The following is a 21387-nucleotide window of genomic DNA, read 5'->3' as shown; positions in this document are numbered from 1 at the left end:
GACATCCGGCATATCACCGTATCTCTTTTATTTTTTCAGATGCTTCTTCACCTCATCAGCGACCAGTTTCGTCAGCAGTTCCACGTCCACAGTGCCGGTTCCGCCGGCGTTCATTCCGTTGTCTGCCTTTCCGCCGCTTCCGAACAGATCGATCTTCTTCATGGTCTCCTGCTTTACTGCCTCCACAGCCGCCGGGATCAGATCAATAATTCCCTTGTTCATGGAACTGAAACGCTGGAACTCCGCTTCCACTGCCGCCACGTTAATATCAGTGAAAATATTGACCTTGCTGATTCCTTCCCGGATAGCCTGACGGAAATCATTATCCGTAAGTCCCGAGCCTCCGTGGAGCACCAGCGGCACACTGACGCTCCGGGCGATCTCCCGGATCCGTCCGAAGTCCAGCTTCGGCGGAAGCTTATATGCGCCATGGGCATTTCCCACCGCGATCGCCAGGGCGTCCACTCCTGTTTTGTCCACGTAGTCCTTTGCCATCTTCGGATCCGTGAAGAAACGGGATGGGTCATCCATCCGGCTGTCTCCCTCTGCCGAGCCCTCATTGTCCCCTACATGTCCCAGCTCGCCTTCGATTGTGGCGCCGTACGCATGGGCAATCTCTGCCATCTCTTTGACTTTCTTTACATTCACATCGTAAGGATCCGTAGAGCAGTCGTACATAATCGAAGAGAATCCCAGTTCCAACGCTTTCAGACAGGTCTCTTTTTTCAGGCCGTGGTCCAGATGGATCACCACAGGGACGCTCGCCTTCTTCGCCATCGGAAGAAGATAATATGAGACTTCTTCCAGCGGACCATAGGGGAACAGTACCTCTGCTGTCCCCATAATCACCGGAGCTCTTCTCGACTCTGCCGCACTGATAATCCCTCTCGCCAGTTCAAGGTTGACCGCGTTAAACAGTCCCACCGCATAATGTCCTTTTCTTGCCGGAATCAATACGTCATTCAAATTTACTAACATGTTTTATGTTCTCCTCTTTTCCCAACCTGCGCTGATCTTTTTCTCCAGTTCTTCGAGGGATTTCAGCCCGCTTAAGGCATCGTAAGCCGCCACACAGCTCGCTCCTTCCGCAGCCGCAAGGTTCATGGCGCGCTCCAGGCTGTACCCTTCCAGCACTGCTGTGAGGAACGCGGCAATACTTGTATCTCCCGCCCCGGTTCCGGAAAGCACTCTTTCCGGAACATAACTTTCTTCAAAGCCTTCCTTCTGCGCCCACTCGCCCACATTCAGTCCGATCCTGCCGCCGACGCCAAGCAGCTGCATCCGGTCTGCTGTCCGGTAATACATTCCCGCAGCGCCGCACTTGATCAGCAGTACCTTTGCCCCGAACGCCATACACTGATCAGCGAGAGGCCGGATATCTCTCTCAATATCCAGGATTTCCGTGACGTCTCCGTCTCCCGCGCGCCGCTTCCAGTCCGCGAAACGCTCTTTATCCAACATGAAACAGAGTTCCTCCGCACTGGGAACAAAGAAATCTACATAAGGAAGAACCTGTTCCAGTATCTTCTCCCAGTTGGCTTTCCCTGCCTCCGAATCTCCGTCAACCGCCGCCATATCCAGAGATGTGGCTATATCATGACGCTTCATGTTCTTCATCAGCCCGACCAGCTCGCTGCCGTCGTTTTCATACATGGATTTCATCAGCGGCGGATACCCGAAATGGAACAGCGCCGCATCTTCCAGTGCCTCCTCCGGGATATCCGAAGCGCGGAATGTATGGTTTGCCCCGGGGTTGTGAAGGAAAATCCGGTCGATCCCCGGCACTGCCAGGACGATGGAGTAGGAGGTTGACTCTTCCTTCGATACGATCATCCCTCCGTCCGCATCGTATTTCCCAAGTATGTTCATCACCATGTTTCCGAAGGCGTCATCGCCGATCTTCCCCATCAGCGTCACGTCCGCCCCCAGTATCTTCATGGCAAGCCCGGTGTTCGCCACCGCGCCGCCTGTATGGATATCCGCCTTTCCCGTCTCGATAAGCCTTCCCGGCACAAAGACCCGTCCGGTCCCGCTCTGGCTCTCCATCTGAAACGTGGGGGTGATATCCAGGCAGATATGTCCCGCCGCAATCACTTTTTTCTTCATCTTACCGCTCAATTTATCACTCAATCTGTCGCTCAATTTCCAATCACTCAATTCCCATCAGAAGATTCATCACATACATCTCCAGAGCTTCAAAGTCGCGGTTCTCCACACACTTCTTCTGGAAGTCATAGTCGAATCTGTCCACTTTTTCCTCAAGCGCCTTGAAGATCTTCAGGCTGTTTTCCAGATGCTTGTAGCTGTCCTCATCCTTTGTCGTGCGCATCGCCTTCACATCCAGGCCTACATACTCGCCGTGATCGCCGTACCCGTTTTCCTTGAGCACTTTCACCTGATTGAATGCAGCCCTTAAGTTCTCCACTCCGAAAGATTTATCCTGATCGTAGCGGATACTGTTCTGGTCATTCAGGTGTACGGTCATCAGCTTTCCCATCGCCATGGCAAATCCGATCTCATGAGCCGGGTCAAGTCCTGCAAGGATCGCGTGGGCACTCTCCAGGTTGCCGCCTACACGGGATGGATCAATGGTTGCTGCAGAAACTGCCATAACGTGCCCCATTGTTCCGCAGATACTCCGGTCAATGGGCTCATTGGGCTTCGGCTCAATACATACCCGGATCTTCGGATCATACTCCAGCATCTTGTTGATGGACTCGATCAGCATCTTTGTCGCCCAGACCGGAGATTTTGACTCCGCACAGAGGGTTCCCTCTCTGGCAAGCCACAGTACAATCATGTCGCAGCCCAGTTCGTTGGCGATATCAATGGAGCGGTAAGCCCTCCACATCGCATATTCCCGGTCCTCTGCGGATGTGCTCATAAATCCGCCGTCCTGTGTGTGGGGATCCATCCAGAGACGGGGAGCGACAAACTCAGCCTTCAGATTATATTTGTCCAGTGTCTTCTTCAGCTCGCGGGCTTTTTCTTTGATCTCTTCTTCCGTATAGTCGTTGATGTTCGGAACTGCATCGTCATCGTGGAACTGAACTGCCGAAAATCCGAGTTCTGCGAACTTTTTGAACTTTTCCTCCATGGGAATCTCCGCTCTTGTAGCCGGTCCGTAGGAATCTGCTCCCGCGTGTACATTCCACGGTCCTACAGAAAATTTAAATTTTGTCATTGCTATATCCTCCTTCTGTTTTCCGTCCCGGCGCCCTGGGATTTCTATAATTCTGTTATACCAGAAAGGGGATTTGAAAAAATGACAATCTTGCGGTTTTCTCTATCCCATATTGCGGAATTATATGGTATACTATGAACACCTGAAAGAAACGAGGCAAATATCCATGGAGCAGAAAAAAGAGTTTGAAATCGTCCGTCACACTACTATGAAACATCTGGAAATCTTTCTCGTGGAGATGACTTCCCGCAGCCCTCACGGCCACGAGGATCTGGAAATCGGAATTCTCCTGGAGGGCTCTCTTCTGCTGTTTACCGAACAGGAGCAGCACCGCCTCCGCCCCGGTGATATCTATGTGATCACCCGCTACCAGGTTCACTCTTTCCATGGCACAGGAGAGAAGAACCTGATCCTCGCTTTCCAGATAAAGACGGATTTCTACCGGAAAATCAACCATCAGCTCGGTTTTCTGTCACTGCAGAGCAATATTATCCGCAGCGGTTCTCTCCACAACACGCTTCACCGCATTCTCCTGGACTGCGCGGATGTATACTTTTCCGCCCGGCCCTTTAATGACGTGCGGTGTTCTGCCCTGCTTCTTGACGCCATGTACGAGATTCTCTCGGCTGCGCATTTTTCTTTCTCCAACGAGAAGGAATCTGATGCAGCGAAGAAAAATTCCCGCCGTCTTAACCGGATCATGGACTATATCGCAGAACACTATTCGGAACACATCGCACTGGATGATATTGCGGCTCTGGAACATGTGTCAGCCTGTCATATTTCTCATTTTATCAAAAATATGCTGGGGATTTCCTTCCAGGATTACCTGAACCAGGTCCGTTTTGAGCAGGCGCTCCGCCTGGCAGACTCTTCCGATCTGAGCATTCTTGACATCTGCCTGGAAACCGGATTCTCAAGCAGCCGTTACCTGAATCAGATGTTTCTGAAAAACCTCGGATGCACGGTAAAAGAATACAAAAAAATGCCGGAAAAACCGCCGTTTATCCTGGCAGCTCTTCCGACAGACAGTGTACAGAAGCGATATTCATTTGAACAATCTGCATTCCTTTTCCGGAAATACAGATAAAATCAGCTCAGCACCGAAAATTCACCGCTGTCCTTGGACATAATGTTCATCTTCACACTGCAGTCTGCAAGCGGTGCATGGTTGACATCCAGCTCATAATCCACCCGGATGTCAATCTTGTCCTCCTCATAACTGATCTCCATATTCCGCGTATTCACGCCGATCAGGAGCTGTCCGTAAGGAGTCCGGTAATAACTCAGGTTTTTCTTGTTCTTTTCAAAAATCATATGGGAGTTGGAAAGCCCTGTTTTCATAATCTCCAGGCTGTCCGTTCCGTTGATCTTGATCCTGTTTTTGATCGTTCCGCTCATCCCTTCGATCACTTCATCAAAAAGAACATAATGTTTGCCGTTCCGGCAGTAATAACTTGCAGGAGTCACGATCTCGATCGCTTCCTCTTCATCCTGCGGTCCCGCCGGCATATCCTCCATCTGCGCTACAACACCGATGTGGGTTCCGGAAATACTGACCAGTACATCTTTCTTCATCTCTAATATTCCTCAATATTTACCACATTTGTTGTCGGGACATCAAAGGGCATCACTGTATTTGCAAACTTTCTGAACTTCTCCGCCATATCGCTGACATAGAATTCATATCTGCTGTGCTGCGCGGTTGTCCCGTCGTTTTCCATGTTCTGTTCCCTGAGAAGCGCCTTGAGATCCATGGCGGTCTCATAGGCAGGATTCACAATCTGAATATCTTTTCCCATATAGTCACGAATTCTGGAGCGCAGGAGAGGATAATGAGTGCAGCCCAGGATCATGGCGTCAATACCGGTGCTGCGCATGGATTCCAGATAAAATTCGATCACTTCCTGTGTCACATGATGTTCTTTAAATCCTTCCTCCACAAGGGGTACAAAGAGGGGGCATGCCTTCTCGATCACTTCGATATCCGGCGCCATGCCGTGAATGATCTTTGTATACATACCGCTCTGGACAGTGGCATCCGTCCCCACGACGCCGACCTTGCGCTTTTTCGTCGCTTCAACCGCCGCTCTGGCACCCGGAATGACCACCCCCATAACAGGGATGTCAAACTCATCCTTGACAGCGTCCAGTGCCAGTGCGCTGGCCGTATTGCAGGCGATCACAATCGCCTTGACTCCTTTTGTCTTAAGGAAACGGATAATCTGCTCCGAAAAGCGGATAATCGTATTCTGCGACTTGCTTCCATAGGGAACGCGGGCCGTATCTCCGAAATATACAATATTCTCCAGCGGAAGCTGTCTTGAGATCTCCCTTGCAACCGTCAGCCCGCCGACTCCCGAATCAAACACTCCGACCGGAGCTGTTTTCCTGCTCTCCAAACTCACGTCTTATACTCTCCTGAATATCTTTCTTACAGCGCCAGTGTCTTGGCAACCTCATATTCATACTGGGATATACTCTTCTTCATCGCCAGCGCTTCTTCGATATCATAGTCTACGAACTTGCCGTCCTTGTAGCCGACAACTCTGTTCGTCTTACCTGCGCAGAGCAGATCTACTGCCATCACACCCATAACAGATGCATAAACACGGTCCTTACATGTCGGGCTTCCGCCGCGCTGCATGTGTCCGAGAATCGTAGCTCTTGTCTCCATGCCCGTCGCCTTTTCGATTCTCTTCGCCATATTAATGGAATCTCCGATTCCCTCTGCGTTAATAATGATATAATTCTTCTTGCCGCGCTTCTTACTTGCCAGAATATCCTTTACGATCTCTTCCTCATTGAAGTCATGCTCCTCCGGCATCAGGATTCTCTCCGCACCGTTTGCGATACCGCACCACAGAGCCAGATATCCGGCGTCACGTCCCATAACCTCGATAATGCTGCAACGCTCATGGGATGTGGATGTGTCGCGCACCTTGTCGATGGCTTCCATCGCTGTATTTACGGCTGTGTCAAAACCGATTGTATAATCTGTACAGGCAATGTCCAGATCGATCGTTCCCGGAATACCGATCGTATTTACACCCAGATTCGCAATTTTCTGTGCTCCGGCGAAAGAACCGTCTCCACCGATAACCACAAGACCGTCAATGCCATATTTCTTGCAGATTGCCGCAGCCTTCTGCTGTCCTTCCTCTGTGCGCATGGATTTGCAACGCGCAGTCTGGAGAATGGTACCGCCCCTCTGAATCGTATCGGACACGTCACGCGCCGACAGATCGATAATCTCCTCTTTGAGGAGTCCGTGATATCCTCTGCGGATTCCGCGAACCTTCAGTCCTTTTGAGAGGGCTCTTCTCACAACTGCACGGATCGCCGCATTCATTCCCGGAGCATCGCCGCCGCTGGTAAGGACACCGATTGTACGGATGCTGTCTTCAATTTCATCCAAAAATTTTTCCTTATCTGTCTCTGCCATGTTCTTCTCCACCTTTCCAAAAAAGTCATCTTACTTCCAAACCCTGAAATTGCTTATTTTTTAACAATTTCGAGAATATTCTACCTTATTTAGAATTTGTTTTCAATAGCTTTTTCAACCACTTTTACGCGGCTTTCCCCGTAATGATTCATCAATCTGCTTAAAATCTGCGGGTTAATCCGGATATTCCGGTTCCTCGGCAGACGCTTGACCGCCCGCTCCTTTGCACAGTAGATCACCACTTCATCGTCCCCCTCGGAATCCGCCAGATATCCGTATACGATCTGTTCCTCATCCATGTAGGAGGCTTTGTCCGGGAACTTAATCCACAGTTCTCTCTTTGTCTGCTCAAAAGGAATCACTTTCTCACAGATCAGCTTGCTCGCCTTCTCGTCCTCCTCAGACACCCTTCCCCGGATAAACACCTTGCTGTCAATCTCCAGATTATCCCGGTTCTTCTCATAATCCCGGGGGAAAACCACGACTTCCACGGTTCCCAGCAGATCCTCCAGGGTGACAAACGCCATCATCTGATTGGTTCTGGTATGCTTCACCGTCTTGTCCGTGATCATCCCGCCGATCACCTCTTTCGCGCCGTCCCGCACCTTTGTGCGTCCGGTCTCCTCATCCGGCTGGAAATCTGCTGTCGTTGCAGTGATGCTCTTTTTCCACTTTTCCTCGTATTCTTCAAGAGGATGACCGCTGATGTAGATGCCCAGCACCTCTTTTTCAAATGCAAGGAGATTTTCCTTTGAATACTCCCCTACATCCGGAAGACGGATCTGGAAATCCGCTTTCTGTTCGTCAGTCGCCATATCAAAAAGGCTCATCTGCCCCGCCATGGAGTACTTCTTCTCCTGGTTTACATGTTCCACGATCTGCACGTAGATGCTCATAAACTGCTTTCTCGTGCCCCCCAGTGTATCGAGGGCGCCCGCCTTGATAAAATTCTCGATGGCACGCTTATTGAGGGCGTCTTTCGAGGACATTCTTGTAATGAAATCCTCCAGATTCTTAAAGGGGCCGAAAGCCTCCCTCTCTTCCACAATCGCCTGGATCACCGGCTTGCCGATACTCTTAATGGCAGCCAGACCGTAACGGATGTTTCCGTTGTCCACGGAAAACTGCGCTTCCCCTTTGTTGATATCCGGCGGCAGGATCTTAATATTCATCTGACGGCAGGCATAGATATATTCTGCCACCTTTGAGGGATTTTCAATCACGGAAGTCATGAGAGCCGCCATGAATTCCACCGGATAGTAATATTTCAGCCACGCGGTCTGATACGCCACAACGGCATAAGCCGCCGCGTGGGACTTGTTGAAAGCATATTTCGCGAAATCGATCATCTCATCGTAGATCTTGTTGGCAGTCTTCTCATCGATACCGTTCTTTATACAGCCCGGCACATTGTTTTCCTCGTCCCCGTAGACAAAGATCTGCCGTTCCCTCTGCATCACATCCCCTTTTTTCTTGGACATGGCACGCCGCAGGAGGTCACTCCGCCCGAGGGTGTATCCCGCCAGATCACGCACGATCTGCATAACCTGCTCCTGATATACAATACACCCGTAGGTGGGCTCCAGGATCGGCTGGAGCTGGGGACAGTCGTAGGTAATGGAGGACCGGTCGTTCTTTCCCTTGATATACTGCGGGATGAAATCCATCGGTCCCGGGCGGTACAGTGAGATACCGGCGATGATATCTTCCAGGCTGTGGGGCTTCAGTTCCTTCATGAATCCTTTCATCCCCGCACTCTCCAGCTGAAAGATTCCGTCCGTCTTTCCCGTGCCGATATAATCCATCACCTTCTGGTCATCGTAGTCGATCTTTTCCATATTCAGATCCGGATCTTTTTTTCTCGCCATCTCCACTGCGTTCTGGATCACAGTCAGAGTTCTTAAGCCCAGGAAATCCATTTTCAGAAGCCCCAGTTCTTCCAGTGTGGTCATGGTGAACTGAGTGACGATCGTGCCGTCTGCCGCCCGGGAGAGCGGCACATACTCATCCACAGACTTCTGGCTGATCACCACGCCCGCCGCATGCATGGAACTGTGGCGCGGAAGCCCCTCCAGGCGCTTTGCCATATCAATGAGAGTCTTCACCTGCTCGTCATTTTCATAGGTTCTCCTCAGTTCCGGATTCTCCTGGAGCGCCTTGTCTATGGTAATGTTGAGTTCCTGGGGAATCATCTTGGCAATGGAATCCACAAACGCATAGGGCAGATCCATAACACGTCCCACATCACGGATTACACCCCGGGCTGCCAGGGTACCGAATGTGACAATCTGCACCACCCGGTCTTTTCCGTATTTGCGCACCACATAATCGATCACTTCCTGCCGTCTCTCAAAACAGAAATCCACGTCGATATCGGGCATGGACACACGCTCCGGATTCAGGAAACGCTCAAAGAGGAGCTGATAACGGATGGGATCGATGGTGGTAATCCCCAGGCAGTAGGAGACGATACTCCCGGCTGCGGACCCGCGCCCCGGTCCCACGGCGATCCCGTGATCCTTGGCATATTTGATAAAGTCCCACACAATCAGAAAGTAGTCCACATACCCCATATTCCGGATGGTGCCGAGTTCGTAGTCCAGGCGTTCCCTCAACTCATCCGAGGGATTCCCGTATCTCTTTTCCAGTCCTTCATAGCAGAGCTTCTGCAGATATTCCCAGGAGGTATAACCTTCCGGCACATCATATTTCGGCAGCTTTGTGACTCCGAATTCGATCTCAACGTGACAGCGGTCGGCAATCTTCTGGGTATTTTCCAGTGCCTGAAGGGCGTAGGGGAACAACTGCGCCATCTCTTCGGGAGACTTTACAAAGTACTGTCCCCCTTCATAGCGCATGCGGTTCTCGTCCGAGAGCTTCTTGCCGGTCTGGATACACAGAAGGATATCATGAGGTTTCGCGTCCTCCGCGTAGGTATAGTGGACATCGTTCGTCGCCACAAGCCCGATCCCTGTCTCTTCCGACATCTTCAGAAGCTGCTGGTTGACAAGCATCTGATCCGGTATCCCGTGATTCTGCAGTTCCAGGAAGAAGTTTCCCTCCCCGAAGATGTCCCGGTACTCAAGGGCTGCCTTCTTTGCTTCCTCATAGAGCCCTTTCTGAATATAGCGCGGGATCTCCCCTGCCAGGCAGGCGCTTAACGCGATAATCCCGCTGTGGTACTGCCGCAGAAGTTCTTTGTCCACCCTGGGTTTATAATAGTAACCTTCCACGAACCCTTTGGAAACGATCTTCGTCAGATTGGCGTACCCCTCATTGTTCTCCGCAAGCAGAACCAGGTGATAATAGCGGTCGTCTCCGCCCGTCACCTCTCTGTCAAACCGGGAGTTCGGCGCCACATAGACCTCGCATCCCAGAATCGGGTTGATCCCCTGTTTTCTCGCCTCCCGGTAAAAATCAATGACACCGTACATCACCCCGTGATCCGTGATGGCAGCACTGTTCATCCCCAGTTCTTTCACCCGGGACACATACTCCTTAATCTTGTTGGAACCGTCCAGCAGACTGTACTCTGTATGGACATGCAAATGTACAAAACTCATTTTCCACCTCTGTCAGCCAGCAGACGGCACGCACTGCAAGCCTTCCGCTGCCATGAATAAAAACTTCCGGCAGCCAGTACCGGAAGTCGATCTCCATATCATCAAAAAACTGATTTTCCCTGCGCGGAACTATTTTGTTCCGCCATTGATAAAGCGGCTCAGCCGGTCCGCATCTTCCTGCTCCTCCGCAATCAGCTCAAGCTCGGGTATCTCTCCGTTTGAGAAAATATTTGCCATGGAAACATACTGGGAGAGCTTTGATTTCAGATTCAGTCTGTCTCCTTCACCGGTAATAAGCTCCACCCTGCCCCTGCACTGGTCAACCACTTTGAAAAAGCCTTCTATATCTGTTATATTATGAACTTTCATCGTTCATTCTCCCTTCTGTCTTCTTCTCATTATAACCGATTTCATCTGGTTTTCAAGATTTTCCCCTGATTTTCGTCGATCCGGATCTTCCCCTGTTTCAGGAGCCGTCCCACCGCTCTCTTAAAAGCCGCCTTGCTCAGGCCGAATTCCGCCCGGATCCGTTCCGGGTCCGCCTTGTCCGTAAACGGGAGTTCTCCTCCCCGCTTTTCAATCTGTTCCATGATCTGCCGGGCATCCTCATCCATCTGCTCCGGGATCCTGCCGCGGACACTTAAATCCAGTTTTCCGTCTGATTTCACCGCAGCCACTCTCGCCTCAACTTCATCGCCGATCCGGATTCTCCCGTACATCTCCCGGCGCGGAATCAATGCGGAGAAGCAGTTGTCAACCGCCACGAAAGCGCCGAATTCCCGGCTGATCTCATATACGGTTCCCTTCACCGTGTCATTCTTCTGATAAGGGGAATCCGTCCTCAGAAGAGGATAGACCTTCATCGTCGCGCAGAGCCTTCCGCTCTTGTCAATATAAAGGCTCACAAGGCATCTGTCGCCCTTTTCCACCTTCACCGTCTGCTCACGGAAGGGGAGCAGCAGATCCTTCTCAAGCCCCCAGTCCAGAAACGCGCCCACACGCCCCACATCGACGACATCCAGAACCGCCATTTTCCCGAGAGTCAGCTTCGGCTCCTTCGTCGTCGCGATCATACGGTCCGAGGAGTCTTTATACAGAAAAACCTCCACCGGATCTCCTTTCTCGATTCCTTCCGGAACCTGTTTCTTCGGAAGAAGCACGCGCTCTTCATCACTTCCCAGATATACGCCGAAATCGACGATCTTCACAACAGTAAGTACCTGTTTTTCTCCTAATCTCATACTTTTCTCCTATTCCCGGCCCTTTGTGCCACTGCCCGTCCGGACCATCTTTCCTATACATTAATCTAATAGATTGCCGCAGAAATGTAAAGAGTTAATTCCTCTCCATCTCTTTTTCCCGTATAATTAAACGCAAAACAAAAATGAAATGGAGGGTTACAAATGAAAAATCTAACTGAACTAACAGCCACTTATCTGACCTACTGCCAGTACCGCAAAGAGCTGGATCCGAAAACCCTCAAGGCGTACCGGATCGATCTCGGCCAGTTTGCAGAATTCATGGAAGCTTACGGCGATCCATTTGCAAGGGATTCCCTCAATGATTACGTCACCTCGCTTCACCGGCAGTTCAGGCCAAGAACGACAAAGCGGAAAATCGCAAGCATCAAGGCGTTCTGCCACTATCTGGAATTTGAAGACATCCTGAACCAGAATCCCTTCTCCAGGATCGATCTGCAGTTCCGGGAACCGCAGAAACTGCCGCGGATCATTCCGCGCCACACAATTCAGACATTTCTCTCGACTCTCTATGAAAGGCAGCGTGAACCTATGACTATACTACAGGAAAAGACCCTGTGCAGGGATATTGCGGTCACGGAGCTTCTGTTCGCCACCGGTTCCCGGATCTCAGAACTCTGCACCCTCACCCCGGAACAGGTGGACATGCAAAATCACTCGCTGCTCTTCCACGGGAAAGGGGCCAAGGAGAGGATTCTCCAGATTGAAAATCCGGAAGTCATACTCGCCCTCTCCAACTATATTCACGCTTTTTCCTCGGAGATCCGGGAAGGCAGATGGTTCTTCGTAAACCGTTTCGGCAGACGCCTCACCGAACAGTCTGTCCGGCTGATGCTGCGCAAATATGCTTCTCTCGCCTCCATCAGCCTGCACATCACCCCGCATATGTTCCGCCACTCATTCGCCACATTTCTCCTCGAGGAGGACGTGGATATCCGCTATATCCAGAAAATGCTCGGTCACAGCTCCATCACCACAACAGAGATTTACACCCACGTTGCCATGAGCAAACAGAAAGATATCCTCAAGACAAAGCACCCCAGAAACAGCCTCCATTTCTCCCTTGACAAAGACTGCAACTCACAACTATAATAGTCACCGGCGCATAAAGTTTGAATTCAAACTGTTATAATTCTAATTCTCAGCAGTGCATCCCTGCTATGTACTGCCGGTTTTATGTGCTGAATATCAGATAATTTCGGGAGGGATATCCGGATGAAGCCAACATTCCACTATATTCTCATGTCAAACCACCTGCTCCTTCAGAAACTGCTGCTCGGGAGGCTGAAAAGCACGGGTCTTACCGCAGGGCAGCCGAAAGTCCTGGACTATCTTATGGAGCACGACGGAGCCAGCCAGAAAGAGATCGCCGGGGGATGCCATATCGAAGCCGGGTCGCTTACCTCTGTTCTGAACCGTATGGAAGAGAAAGGCCTGGTCCGCCGGACCGTCCTCAACGGAAACCGCCGGACGTTCCATATCTTTCTCACGGAAAAGGGCAGAGAATACACGCTTGTCACAGCCGAGGCATTTACTGCGCTGGAAGACGAAGCTTTCCGCGGTATTTCCGAATCAGACCGGGAAAAATTCATGGAAGTCTTTTCCCGAATTAATCAGAATTTAACATCGAGGGAGGAATCATATTGGAAAAACTGAAACGCTACATCATATTTCTGATCGGACTTTTTATCAATTCACTGGGAGTCAGCCTGATTACAAAAGCTGACCTGGGAACTTCTCCCATCTCGGCCATTCCCTATGTGCTCAGCCTGAACTTTCCCCTGACCCTGGGGCAGTTCACTATCATCTTCAGTATTCTTCTGATCCTGATCCAGCTCTGCATTCTGAGAAAAAATTTTAAACCGGAACATTTTCTGCAGATTCCCATCTCCATCCTGTTCGGTTATTTTATTGACCTGACCATGATCCTTCTGGGATTCGTCAATCCGCAGACATATCCCGTAAAAGTCATCAGCCTTCTGATCGGATGTGTGATCCTCGGATTCGGCGTCTATACGGAAGTGCTTGCCAATGTGGCAATGCTTCCGGGAGAATCTTTTGTGCGCGCGGTCTCTTCCACATGGAAAACAGAATTCGGCATCACAAAGATTTCCTTCGACGTGTCACTGACCGTCATCGCCGGTGTTCTGTCCTTTCTTTTCTCTGGCCGGCTCCACGGCGTCCGCGAAGGGACCATAATCGCTGCGCTTCTGGTCGGATTTCTCGCCAGACTGTTCGGCAGGGCTCTCCATTTTCTTGAGCCTGCGCTGTTCGGAGCAGAAGGCAGGGCCCGGAAAAGTGCGCAGAGCACCGCAGAACAGCCGTGTCCGTCAGAGCACAGGATTCATCCGATTCCGGGGAAACGGCAGCTGCTGCAGCCGCCCGGGGACAACTTACCGGGAATCCGCAGGATTCCCCGGACATTTCAGAGGGAAACAGGCAAAACGGCAAAGCTCCTGTGGAATACCGCATCCGCCGTATCATGGTCACAGAAGAGCTCAGCGAACAGGCTGCTCGCCAGAAGATTCAGCAGATGGACCGCCGGCGGGCGGATAATTACCACTATTATACTCATCAGATGTGGGGACACTCAAAGAACTATGACCTGACAGTCAGCACAGAACTGGGACAGGAAACCGTTGCAGAGATCATACAGAGAGCACTCCTGTCTTTCTGACCGCAAATATTGATGACCGTAAATATTTCTGTTTCCGAATATAAATATTTCTGACACAGGATAACCTCCCACAAGTAAGAACATATCGACATGAACACCGGGGATCCGGCAGCAGGTGCTGCGAACAGCGCATGCAAGCGAAGCGCAGCCCTAAGCAGTGAGCAATACCTGCTGCCGGATCCCCGGTCTATCCCATAGTCACATTCTTACTTACGGGAGGTTATGTTGTGTCAAAAACTATTTATTCAAAGCTTCTTTTTCTTCTTTCGTGCGAAGCAGCCCGAACTGAATCGTAATGCAGGTAGCAATCAGCAGGGCGAATGTGTAGAACATATACCGCAGAACAGAAAGCGGTGAAACACCGGCATATTCCGTTACAATCAGCATTCCTCCGTCATGGGGCATCAGCGTGATAAATGCACATGCGAAGATATCTACCAGGCTGGCAAGACGTTTGGGTGCAATGGTATATTTCTTTCCGATCTCGCGGGCAATCGGACATGTAATGATAATCGCGATTGTATTGTTGATCATCGCAGCGGACAGGACACCTGACAGAAGGCCGATTCCGTACTCCGCGCTGCGGCGTGTATGAATCTTTGCCGTAATCTTGCCGACCAGCCACTCAACGCCGCCGTAGTGACGGATCAGTCCGATGATACCGGAAATCAGAATTGCAACAATACTGATACTGAACATATCGCTCATACCGGTTCCGATTCCTTCCGTCCACTCGAAAAACGTCACTGTTCCCTGGGCAATTCCGATCACACCGGATGCCAGAATTCCGATAAACAGAACCAGTGCCACATTCACTCCGATCAGCGCGATAACAAGGACGATCACATACGGAAGGACCTGGATAATATCGAAGGAGCCCACTTCAATCTCGCCGCTTCCGCCGCCCCCGAGTACAGCATAAAGAACCAGTGTCACGATCGCCGCCGGAAATGCGATAAAGAAGTTCATCTTAAATTTGTCTTTCATGTCGGACCCGCAGCCCTGTGCCGCTGATATCGTGGTATCAGAGATCATGGAAAGGTTGTCTCCGAAATAGGAGCCGCCGATTACCGCTGCACAGACCATAGCCGCGTTAAGCCCTGCTCCCTCTGCCACGCCGATGGCTACCGGCGCCATCGCCGCGATGGTTCCCATAGATGTACCGATTGCAGTCGAGATCAGACAGCACATCAGAAAGATTCCCGGGATCAGGAACTGTACCGGGATGTAACTCAGGCAGAGATTGATCACGGAATCTCTTCCTCCCATAGCCGAAGCCGCCCCCTGAAATCCGCCTGCCATCAGATAGATCAGAACGATCATCATGACCCCTGAATTTCCCATGTTCTCTGTCAGGACATTCAGCTTTTCATCAATCTTCAGCTTTGGCGCCAGAAGAAGCGCAACCGCCACGCCTGCCAGCAGCGCCACATGTCTCGGCATCTTGTTAAACGGATCTTCTGCCCCCATGATCGTAAATGCGAGGCCGCATCCGACATAGAGAGCCAGAAATACGAGCAGGGGCAGAAAGGCCAGGGCGCCGTACTTTACTGTTTCGTTTCCATTGAGTGTTTCCTTGTTGTCTGTTTCTGTTTTCTTCATTCTTTCACTCCTCTTTCACGTAACATAATTGTGCCGTTATGAAAAAATCCTCCGCCTCACAGCGAAGGACTCCTTTATCCGGCATATTTCTGCATTGTGCCGCCTCTTCGGCAGTCACTTTACATATGTGTATTTTAGCAAGCAGAACACAGAAAGTCAATGTCCGTTTTTCCTCTCAATGCCTGCCGCCAGTCTGCCCGGGCTTCTGCAGCCATTTTCCCACTGTAACCACATCCGTGCTGACAGCTTTCGCAATCTGCTCCAACGGCATTCCAAGCTCCGCAAGATTACGTGCCGTAGAACGGTTCGCCTGCTCTCTTCCCCGCTGTCTGCCCCGTCTTTCACCGCTGCATTCACATAGATCACATAAGCGCCGTAAAGCCTGGTTCTCCGCGCCTCATCCTCGTTCTTCTTTTTCATACCATTCCTGCTGCGATGAACACGCTCATATATTTGTAATATATAGCCAATTCTGTGTCCCTGACGCCTAAATCCCCCTAACGGCAATGCCGTTCTCTTTAGGAACATTATAGTGCCTTACTGCCGGACTGTAAAGTATTTTTCTATGAAAACCCGATCACTTCTCCGGTGTCCAGGACTGCACTCACCTCAAGATCCCGTCCTGCAATATCCTTATTTTCCGCCCCGCCTCAAAGGGCAGCGCCGGAATCATCTCCTCATTATACAGATTCACCTCATAGTATCCCGTCTGTGCGAACTTCACCTTCGGATTTTTCAACGGGCTGTTCAGCATGATCTTCAGAATATTGCCCGTATCTCCCCGTACAGCATCCTCTTCCGCAGGCGCTGCCGTATACTCATCTTCCGAAAGCTCCCGGTCTCCGTCGTACACCCGGAGCGCGTTGATCCGGTTTCCTTTCACACAAAATTCTTTTACATGGGAGAACGAAAGCTCTATTTCCTGTCCTTTCATCACCGCTCCGGTACACCTGGGCGCGTCTGCGGCAATATCTGCCCCGTAGACATGTTTCAGAGCAAGCAAAGCGAGACGGTATCCCACGGGGCGCTTATGCTTCGGATGAATATCATAGCGCATTCCCGCGTCTCCGTTGGACGCAAGCCAGACTTTCGGCATCCTGTCCGCCACATTCTGCTGTGCCTGCCGGATCTCAGGATAGCGCTCTCCGGATTCCTCATACCAGATTTCAAAAGGTGCAAGCTGTACCATGAGAAATGGCAGTTCTTCTCCCCACTTCTCACGCCAGAGTCCGATCAGCCCGGTCAGCATGTCCTCGTACAGCTCCGCTTTCTGAGCATCCGATTCGCCCTGATAGTAAATCACACCTCGAACCGCATACGGAATGATCTTTTCCAGCATCGTGTGATACAGTCCCGCAGGACGCCATGGGTGGCACAGTCCGATAATCACCGGATTCCCCTGTTCCTCCGACTGTGCGTTTTCCTCTTTGATCTCACGCATCCGGGCTTCCTGTTCCTCCCGGGTAAGCCCCGGGTAGAGCACCCTGCAGTCAAACTCCGACCGGAACGGATCTGTGGGAGCATTCAGCGGATTCTTCCGGTACTCTTCCGCCTCTTCTTCCGGATCGCGCAGCCGAAGTCCTGCCTCATAGTCTGCAAGCCACGCCTCTCCGCCGGATTCCCGGATCTTTTCCTCTGTCATCCAGCACATCGCCCGGGTGCCGCCCCAGGTGCAGTCCACGATGCCAATGGGAACATCCCTGAACACTGCTTTCTCCTGATCTGAAAACCGATCTGAAAACTTCTCCGCAAGCTGCCGTGCAAAATAGTAGGGGACCGCAGGCAGGAAGTCCAGATCCTCTGCCGTACATTTCCGCCAGAAGCCATAGCTGCTGTAATCATACTGCTCCTCTTCTCCCTCCCAGGAAATCTTCGGGCAGGAGAAAAAGCGGATCCGCTGCAGCTCCCCACATTGTCTTAAAAGTTCTCTCTCCTGCTCCCGCTCCGCGTCAAATCCCATCAGATACTCCATGTTCGACTGTCCGCCTGCAAGCCAGACTTCACCCACAGCCACATCATGGTATTCCAGAGTATCCTCTCCGTCGGTAACTGTCATGGTCATACCGGAAGCAGGGCTCAGGCCGTCTAATCTGACATTCCATTTCCCGTCCGGTCCGACTGTTGTGCTCTTCTCCTCTGTCCGGCCATTCCTTTTCTCCTTTTTCTGCGGATTTTCTCCGCCCCGGATCCGTACCTGCACAGTTCTCCCCGGCACTCCTGTTCCCCAGACCGGAACCAGCTTTGCCATCTGCAGTACCATTCCATCCCCAAATATTTCCGCTGTTTGCAGCATCGGCTTAACTCCTCCTGTACAAAATTCTGCAGCCTCCATCCTGACAGGACGAGGCTGCAGAAAATATTTTTTACTCAAAAAAACTTTATTCAGAAAGTATTATTTCTTCAAAGTAAAAGTGACCATATCGAACGCTCCGGTTCCTTCATACCGGAAGTAAAGCGGATGTACTCCCGCCGGGATCCGGAATGAACCCGTCTGTTCCGTCCATCCGTCCGGCCCGCCGGCACTCTCTTTCTGCTCCGTGTCAATGTTCACCGGGATGCTTCCGCACACCTCCGCTCCCTCCTTATCCGGAGCGGTCTGAACATAAAGTGTTCCCTGTGCATTTCCCCGCACCTGAACTTTTATCTGATATTCCACATCACCTGTCCCGTTCTCTTCTCCGAACCGGAAATATTTATACCCGATCACCGTACCGTCCTGGATATTGCAGATATACTGGAGCGGCAGCTCGGTCTCTCTTTTTGCCTCCTCTGACTCCGGCTCAATATCTTTGCCGTCCTGATTCAGGAACGGATAGTCCATCTTCATGGCAAGAGGATGAGAAAAAGTCACACCTTTCGCTCCGGTCAGGTGGCAGCAGATCCGCGCCGGATAAGTGCCTTCATCCACAAGCGGTCCTTTATTCAGTCCGCAGGAAGTCACCTCCACCTGGGCGATCCTGCCGTTTTCATCGAAAAAGACCTTCTCCGCGCAGCCCTGACGGCTGAAGCTGGTCCGTGCAGTCTGACGGTGATAGAAAATGTACCACTGACCGTCTGCGCACTCAATTCCCCCGTGAGTATTACCGAGGGCGTTGACCGCCTCTTCCCTGGTTCTTCCGTTCAGTCCGATATCCCCGATATCTACAAGAGTTCCGCCGTATGTATAATCTCTGTCCGGACGGTCGCTGACTGCGTAGCAGAGTTCGGAACTGTTGACAGAAGAGTAAACGAAATAATATTTCCCGTGGATCTTCCGGATAGAACTTGCCTCAAAGAACTCGTGTCCTTCGAACCCGGTTCCTGCGCTCTCCATAATACTCGGCATCAGATGCCTCGGTTCTTCCTTCAGCGTCAGCATATCCGTCTCAAGACGCATGACCTGGGAGCCCTTTGTCCCGTCATCCATCTCCGGTCTTATTGGCGCGTTCCCGGAATAGAGATAGATTTCTCCGTCGTCATCCACAAACACACCCGGATCAAACTGGATCAGGTCTCCTTCCCGGTCTCCCAGTACCGTTCCATCCGCATGTCTTACCATTCCGTAATACTCATATTTCCCGGCAGGCGTATCGCAGACCGCCACACGGATCTCCGGAAGGAAATCCATACAGTAGAAAAGATAATATCTGCCGTCCGGTCCGCACACCACATCCGGCGCCCACATGGCATGGACTCCTCTTGGATTCAGATCTTCCTCTTTTTCCGGCGTAATGCCGAACATAAGCTGCTGCTCCGGCGCATCCTCCGGGATGTTCTGGTTCACCGGATCCTGATCTTTCCGGAAGATCACTCCTTCATATTTCCAGTCTGTCAGATCTTTCACATCCGCTGAATAGCACACGTAGTCATTCAGGCAGAAACCTGCACTGCCAAAGCGGTCGTGGCTCCCATAGAGATAGATCCGGTCCCCGAACACATGGGGTTCCCCGTCCGGAATGTATTCATAGGACGGAAGATATGGGTTAAATACCTGTTTCTTCATTTTCTGCTGCCTCCATTCTGCAAGAACAAGTCCGCCGTATTTTCCGGCGTCTTTAGAACTTATTTTTCTCTCTCCAGTATATCATCCGTGCAGAAATTTTCCACCCTGCATTTTTTCGTTTTTATACGGATTTTTTTACTTCCTGATGGAATCCCCTTATGTGATCTCATCATCGATGGTATTTCTGCCAGCATGCATTTCCGTCAGCATGTATACCCGCCGTCAACCACAAAATCCTGTCCTGTCACAAAGGAGGAGGCATCCGACGCCAGATAGAGGACGCATTGGGCGATATCTTCCGGCTGTCCGATTCTTCCCACCGGGGTATTCTTCTTCTGGGATTCCGCGAAAGCTTCGTTCTCCACCGCTTTCTGGGTCATCTCTGTCTGAATCAGCCCCGGATAAACCGAATTAATCCGCACATGTTCCGGCCCCAGCTTTCTCGCCAGCACACGGGTCATGCTGCGCACCGCTCCTTTCGCGGCGGTATATGCCACATGGCCGGTTCCTTTCAGAGCGGCAATGGAACAGATATTGACAATTGAACCGCCAGTCTCCTGAGGGCATCCGGGATAGAAATATTTGATCAGCCATACAATGCTGTCCAGATCAACCGCCATGGTATTTCTGTAGAGCTCTGTGTCAAACTCGCCTTCCAGGCTGTATGCCGTGCCGGAAGTTCCCGCATTGTTCACAAGAATCGCCGGAGCACCGAGCACATCCGTGCAGTGCCGGATCAGTTCCCGGCATGACTCCTCCGAGGAAATATCACAGGCAAAGATCTCGCAGATTCCGCCTGCCGCCCGGATCTCGTCCTGCACGGCCTCCAGCTTTTCCTTTCTTCTCCCGGTAACCATCACCTTTGCCCCCATTTTAGCCAAAAGCTCCGCACATGCTTTTCCGATCCCGGTTCCCCCGCCTGTCACGATCGCCGCTCTTCCGCTTAAATCATACTCTTTTAATTCCATCATTCTCCGCCCTTTCTTTTTACACTTGCCTGTCAGTCTTTTTTCCGCATGTAGCTTCCTTCCTGCAGCTCCACCATCATACCGTCCGGTCCTCTGAAATACGCGAACTTGAAGTCCGGAAGAGTCTTGCTCGCAATCACCGGAGTCATCATCTCGTATCCCAGTTCTTCCACTTTTTTTACGACCTCCTCGATCCCCGTAACACGGAGCATAAAGTGGGATGAGCCAATGTCCGTGTGCTCCAGCGGCTTGCATGGATGTGCCGGCGGATTCACATACTGGTGGATCTCCAGGTCCACACCGTCATCCCCGCGGAGCATCAGCACGTTCATCGTCTGGTTCTCCACGCCGTGGCAGAGTTCCTTAGCGCTCTGGATCTGGTTTCTCGCATCAAACACCACATTCAGCCCGAGACCGTCCCGGAACAGCCTGAGACATTCCTCCACATCGGACACAAGAATTCCCGTCTGAAAAATTCCATGTACTTTAAAGTTTCCCATTTTATACACCTCTTACCTTTCTTAAAAAATCATTTTCATCCGCGGATCTTTTTGTTTCTGGTAAAAATCATATCGCGGGCCGAAAGCGCTGATAAGGTTCAGATTTGTCGTCAGGGATATAAATTAGCGATATTTCAGAAATATTTTTTTGTTAGCAGAGAGAGCAGGAAAGCAAAAAATCTTGATTTCGTGTAGAATATTCTGTTA

19 protein-coding genes and 1 pseudogene are annotated in these 21387 nt (G+C 51.2%); 5 read left to right on the top strand and 15 right to left on the bottom strand.

What is annotated here, in order from left to right:
* Positions 1 to 27: 27 nt before the first annotated feature.
* From B5F07_RS08095 to B5F07_RS08085, 3 genes are read right to left on the bottom strand one after another with little or no spacing between them, the layout of a single operon-like run.
* Positions 28 to 978 (bottom strand): class II fructose-bisphosphate aldolase, encoded by a 951-nt coding sequence (locus B5F07_RS08095; protein WP_087160773.1) that lies wholly within the window; start codon positions 976 to 978, stop codon positions 28 to 30.
* A 3-nt stretch (positions 979 to 981) separates the two neighbouring features.
* Positions 982 to 2106: a carbohydrate kinase family protein gene (locus tag B5F07_RS08090; protein WP_087160772.1), complete on the bottom strand. Its 1125-nt coding sequence runs from the start codon at positions 2104 to 2106 to the stop codon at positions 982 to 984.
* Positions 2107 to 2149: 43 nt separating this feature from the next.
* The gene (locus tag B5F07_RS08085) at positions 2150 to 3184 is read right to left on the bottom strand and encodes a TIM barrel protein (RefSeq protein WP_087160771.1); all 1035 of its coding nucleotides are present in this window, start codon (positions 3182 to 3184) and stop codon (positions 2150 to 2152) included.
* A 166-nt stretch (positions 3185 to 3350) separates the two neighbouring features.
* Here B5F07_RS08085 and B5F07_RS08080 point away from each other — a divergent pair, with 166 nt between their 5' ends.
* Positions 3351 to 4274 (top strand): AraC family transcriptional regulator, encoded by a 924-nt coding sequence (locus B5F07_RS08080; RefSeq protein WP_162613076.1) that lies wholly within the window; start codon positions 3351 to 3353, stop codon positions 4272 to 4274.
* A gap of 2 nt (positions 4275 to 4276) precedes the next feature.
* Here B5F07_RS08080 and B5F07_RS08075 read toward each other — a convergent pair whose 3' ends face one another.
* The 6 genes from B5F07_RS08075 to B5F07_RS08050 form a co-directional block, all read right to left on the bottom strand.
* Positions 4277 to 4762 (bottom strand): DUF1934 domain-containing protein, encoded by a 486-nt coding sequence (locus tag B5F07_RS08075; protein ID WP_087160769.1) that lies wholly within the window; start codon positions 4760 to 4762, stop codon positions 4277 to 4279.
* A 2-nt stretch (positions 4763 to 4764) separates the two neighbouring features.
* Positions 4765 to 5586 carry a glutamate racemase gene (gene murI / locus B5F07_RS08070; protein WP_442911410.1) on the bottom strand — a complete coding sequence of 274 codons (822 nt, stop codon included), beginning with the start codon at positions 5584 to 5586 and terminating at the stop codon, positions 4765 to 4767.
* Between the two features lie 32 nt (positions 5587 to 5618).
* Positions 5619 to 6629 carry a 6-phosphofructokinase gene (gene pfkA, locus B5F07_RS08065; RefSeq protein WP_087160767.1) on the bottom strand — a complete coding sequence of 337 codons (1011 nt, stop codon included), beginning with the start codon at positions 6627 to 6629 and terminating at the stop codon, positions 5619 to 5621.
* A gap of 89 nt (positions 6630 to 6718) precedes the next feature.
* Positions 6719 to 10192 (bottom strand): DNA polymerase III subunit alpha, encoded by a 3474-nt coding sequence (locus B5F07_RS08060; protein WP_087160766.1) that lies wholly within the window; start codon positions 10190 to 10192, stop codon positions 6719 to 6721.
* A 129-nt stretch (positions 10193 to 10321) separates the two neighbouring features.
* Positions 10322 to 10561 (bottom strand): polya polymerase, encoded by a 240-nt coding sequence (locus B5F07_RS08055; RefSeq protein ID WP_087160765.1) that lies wholly within the window; start codon positions 10559 to 10561, stop codon positions 10322 to 10324.
* A 41-nt stretch (positions 10562 to 10602) separates the two neighbouring features.
* On the bottom strand, positions 10603 to 11433 hold the full coding sequence (locus tag B5F07_RS08050) for a CvfB family protein (RefSeq protein WP_087160764.1): 831 nt from the start codon (positions 11431 to 11433) through the stop codon (positions 10603 to 10605).
* A gap of 162 nt (positions 11434 to 11595) precedes the next feature.
* On the opposite strand from B5F07_RS08050, the gene B5F07_RS08045 reads away from it, so the two are divergent.
* The 4 genes and pseudogenes from B5F07_RS08045 (at position 11596) to B5F07_RS23675 (ending at position 14128) form a co-directional block, all read left to right on the top strand.
* Positions 11596 to 12543: a tyrosine-type recombinase/integrase gene (locus B5F07_RS08045; RefSeq protein ID WP_087160763.1), complete on the top strand. Its 948-nt coding sequence runs from the start codon at positions 11596 to 11598 to the stop codon at positions 12541 to 12543.
* Positions 12544 to 12666: 123 nt separating this feature from the next.
* Positions 12667 to 13107, top strand: a complete 441-nt coding sequence (locus tag B5F07_RS08040; protein ID WP_087160762.1) for a MarR family winged helix-turn-helix transcriptional regulator — start codon at positions 12667 to 12669, stop codon at positions 13105 to 13107.
* Positions 13095 to 13634, top strand: a pseudogene (locus B5F07_RS23680) (YczE/YyaS/YitT family protein); the annotation flags it as partial. The gene B5F07_RS08040 and the pseudogene B5F07_RS23680, both read left to right, overlap by 13 nt.
* 299 nt (positions 13635 to 13933) lie before the next feature.
* Positions 13934 to 14128: a cytidylate kinase family protein gene (locus tag B5F07_RS23675; protein ID WP_087160761.1), complete on the top strand. Its 195-nt coding sequence runs from the start codon at positions 13934 to 13936 to the stop codon at positions 14126 to 14128.
* A 237-nt stretch (positions 14129 to 14365) separates the two neighbouring features.
* On the opposite strand, the gene B5F07_RS08025 is transcribed toward B5F07_RS23675, so the two are convergent.
* The 6 genes from B5F07_RS08025 to B5F07_RS08000 all read right to left on the bottom strand — a co-directional run bounded on the left by B5F07_RS08025 (position 14366) and on the right by B5F07_RS08000 (position 21180).
* Entirely contained in the window at positions 14366 to 15730 is a 1365-nt protein-coding gene (locus tag B5F07_RS08025) for a Na+/H+ antiporter NhaC family protein (protein ID WP_087160760.1), read from the bottom strand.
* A gap of 156 nt (positions 15731 to 15886) precedes the next feature.
* The gene (locus tag B5F07_RS08020; protein WP_087160759.1) at positions 15887 to 16150 is read right to left on the bottom strand and encodes a hypothetical protein; all 264 of its coding nucleotides are present in this window, start codon (positions 16148 to 16150) and stop codon (positions 15887 to 15889) included.
* A gap of 184 nt (positions 16151 to 16334) precedes the next feature.
* Positions 16335 to 18023: a sialate O-acetylesterase gene (locus tag B5F07_RS08015; protein WP_162613075.1), complete on the bottom strand. Its 1689-nt coding sequence runs from the start codon at positions 18021 to 18023 to the stop codon at positions 16335 to 16337.
* A 99-nt stretch (positions 18024 to 18122) separates the two neighbouring features.
* Positions 18123 to 19712, bottom strand: coding sequence for a family 43 glycosylhydrolase (locus B5F07_RS08010; protein ID WP_087160757.1), 1590 nt, complete (start codon positions 19710 to 19712; stop codon positions 18123 to 18125).
* Between the two features lie 203 nt (positions 19713 to 19915).
* Positions 19916 to 20683 carry an SDR family NAD(P)-dependent oxidoreductase gene (locus tag B5F07_RS08005; RefSeq protein WP_087160756.1) on the bottom strand — a complete coding sequence of 256 codons (768 nt, stop codon included), beginning with the start codon at positions 20681 to 20683 and terminating at the stop codon, positions 19916 to 19918.
* A 29-nt stretch (positions 20684 to 20712) separates the two neighbouring features.
* Positions 20713 to 21180: a VOC family protein gene (locus B5F07_RS08000; protein WP_087160755.1), complete on the bottom strand. Its 468-nt coding sequence runs from the start codon at positions 21178 to 21180 to the stop codon at positions 20713 to 20715.
* Positions 21181 to 21387: the final 207 nt, after the last annotated feature.

It is taken from the genome of Lachnoclostridium sp. An169, from assembly GCF_002160525.1.
Classification (GTDB): Bacteria; Bacillota; Clostridia; order Lachnospirales; family Lachnospiraceae; genus Mediterraneibacter; species Mediterraneibacter cottocaccae.
Note: the sequence above shows the minus strand (reverse complement) of the source record. Positions and strands in the feature narration are given on the sequence as shown.